We start from the raw sequence: 2,328 nt of genomic DNA, 5'->3' as shown, positions 1-2,328 counted from the left end.
CTTGAATTCCTATTATTCTATCAGCTTTTATACCAAACTTATCGTTCTTCTTTATATGAATCTAATTTTTTAAATCCATTTATTGCATATCTTCCTTGCTTTGCATTTATGCAACGGCCTTTATATAGAAGTAGTTGGATAACCTATTATAGTCTTTCATTGGAACAAGAAAGTTATGCAGATATATCGGTTAATATTGATACATCTAAATATGATTGGTTGGACGATTTAAGTAAAAAAGATAAAATTGAGTTATTCGAACTTGGCTTAAGCGCAGGAGAGAAATTGATTATTAATAATAAACAATTATTTAGTGGCAATAAAAAATCAAAATATCTACATTAGCCAGACAATAGAGCTTCTGCAAAATCCTTTGCAGAAAATGTATTTAAATCTTCAACTCCCTCCCCTACCCCAACAAGGTAAATTGGCAATTTAAATTTTTGAGTAATAGGCACTATAACACCAGCTTTGGAGGTACCATCTAGCTTTGTTAAAATAATACCATTGATATCAACTATATCTTTAAAATTTTCAACCTGCTTAATTGCAATTTGCCCAATAGTAGCATCAATCACAAGTAAATTTAATTGAGGAAAAGTTTTATCATTTTTTTTCAGAACTTTGTTTATTTTTTGCAATTCATTCATCAAATCAATTTTGTTGTGCATCCTCCCTGCCGTATCGATCAAAAGCACATCAAAATTTTCCTTCCTTGCCTTAATTAAAGCTTTATAAGCAATGCTCGCAGGGTCAGATTTATACTCCCCTGTTATAATTTCACAATTAGACCTTTTTGCCCAAATTTCCAACTGTTCAGTTGCAGATGCCCTAAAGCTATCACATGCTGCAATCAATACTTTATAACCATCTCTTTGTAATTTATGCGCTATTTTACCTAATGAAGTAGTTTTACCACTACCATTAATTCCCGAAAAAACTATTGTATAAGGTAAATCTGAATTTGGTATAGTTAACTCCTTTGCGTAAGGTTTCAATATAGATTCTATATCTTCAACAACACAATCAATAACCATTTGCTTTGTTATATTAGTATTAAAGCTCTTTTTTGATATCTTTTCAATAACTTCTCCAGAGAATTGCACTCCAAGATCACTTGATATCAATATTTCTTCTATATCATCTAATATTTCTTTATTAGGTCTATTTAAAGCAAAAGCTTTTTTAATATTTGTGCCTAAATTTGCAGACGTTTTGCTTAATCCACTCCTTAATTTACTAAACCAATTTTTCATAATTTAAATAAAGACAAAAGAATACGAATAACATAAAAATACTTTATTTGAAATTACTGATTTTAAATTCAACAACTAGAACGACTTTGTTTGATAGGGTCAAAACAATATGCTTATAAAATGCTACATTATTAATTGAAAAAACCTTCTACTAATTTCTGCATCATTCCTAAAACAGCCTATCAGCGTATGCGTCTTCATTTTTGCATCTTTTTGGTTAGTACCTCTGTTGTTTATACAGCTATGGCTTGCTTCAATCATAACTGCAACACCTTTGGGTTTAAGGGTAAAATTGATAGTATTAGCAATTTCAGATGTAAGCCTTTCTTGAATTTGAAGGCGCTTAGAATAAATTTCAACCACCCTTGCTAGTTTACTAATACCGACAACTTTAGTGTTTGGGTAATATGCTATATGGGCAACACCTTTAATAGGAGCCATATGATGCTCACAATGAGAATATAATTTTATACCCTTCAAAAGAACCATATCTTGATACCCAGAAATTTCTGTAAACGTCTTTTGCAAAACATGACTTGGATTTTCTAAATAACCTGAAAAATGCTCTTTAAAACTTTCAACAACTCTTTTTGGAGTGTCAATCAAACCATCTCTATTTGGATCTTCACCTATCCATTTCAATATTGTCTCTACAGCACGCCTTGCTTCGTTTTCCGATACTTTAACTTGGAGGTTATTACTCTTCAGTAATTTACTTTGCATAATTGCGTAATATTTAAAATAAGAACTGGATTATATCACTAAATATTTTTTTTTATAGCTTTTATTAACTAAATTAACGAGAAAATTCATGTAAAGATCTGATAAAATTGCAAATCAAATTAGAAATGCAATAGACATATTGTCAAATAATAAAAAGGCCGTTGCATAAATGCAAAGCAAGGAAGATATGCAATAAATGGATTTAAAAAATTAGATTCATATAAGGAAGCATAAATATTAGATAGCGTATAAATAGGAAAAGTGCTAACCTTTGACCTAAAACAATACAGGTATCAAATGGATTTTGAAATAATAGTAAGAAAAAAAGAAAAAGGCGAGGTAGTATCAG

3 protein-coding genes are annotated in these 2,328 nt (G+C 30.0%); 1 reads left to right on the top strand and 2 read right to left on the bottom strand.

The genetic code is table 11. From position 1 onward, the window contains the following. The coding region (locus L8D11_RS04975; RefSeq protein WP_236870566.1) for a hypothetical protein at window positions 1–345 on the top strand (345 nt) is incomplete at its 5' end. Here L8D11_RS04975 and ftsY read toward each other — a convergent pair. Both ftsY and folE read right to left on the bottom strand, forming a co-directional pair. Next, the gene (gene ftsY / locus L8D11_RS04970) at window positions 342–1,256 is read right to left on the bottom strand and encodes a signal recognition particle-docking protein FtsY (RefSeq protein WP_236870565.1); all 915 of its coding nucleotides are present in this window, start codon (window positions 1,254–1,256) and stop codon (window positions 342–344) included. The genes L8D11_RS04975 and ftsY overlap by 4 nt on opposite strands. Window positions 1,257–1,379: 123 nt before the next feature. Then, entirely contained in the window at window positions 1,380–1,979 is a 600-nt protein-coding gene (gene folE, locus L8D11_RS04965; protein WP_236870564.1) for a GTP cyclohydrolase I FolE, read from the bottom strand. Between the last annotated feature and the right edge of the window lie 349 nt (window positions 1,980–2,328).

It is taken from the genome of Candidatus Bandiella numerosa (assembly GCF_021811875.1).
Lineage (GTDB): Bacteria > Pseudomonadota > Alphaproteobacteria > Rickettsiales > Midichloriaceae > Aquirickettsia > Aquirickettsia numerosa_A.
This window is presented reverse-complemented; position numbering and strand designations above follow the sequence as displayed.

What these genes read in the sequence shown, in the direction of transcription:
- folE (WP_236870564.1), bottom strand. Translation starts at nt 1,979, where the DNA reads ATGCAAAGTAAATTACTGAAGAGTAATAACCTCCAAGTTAAAGTATCG.
- ftsY (WP_236870565.1), bottom strand. Translation starts at nt 1,256, where the DNA reads ATGAAAAATTGGTTTAGTAAATTAAGGAGTGGATTAAGCAAAACGTCT.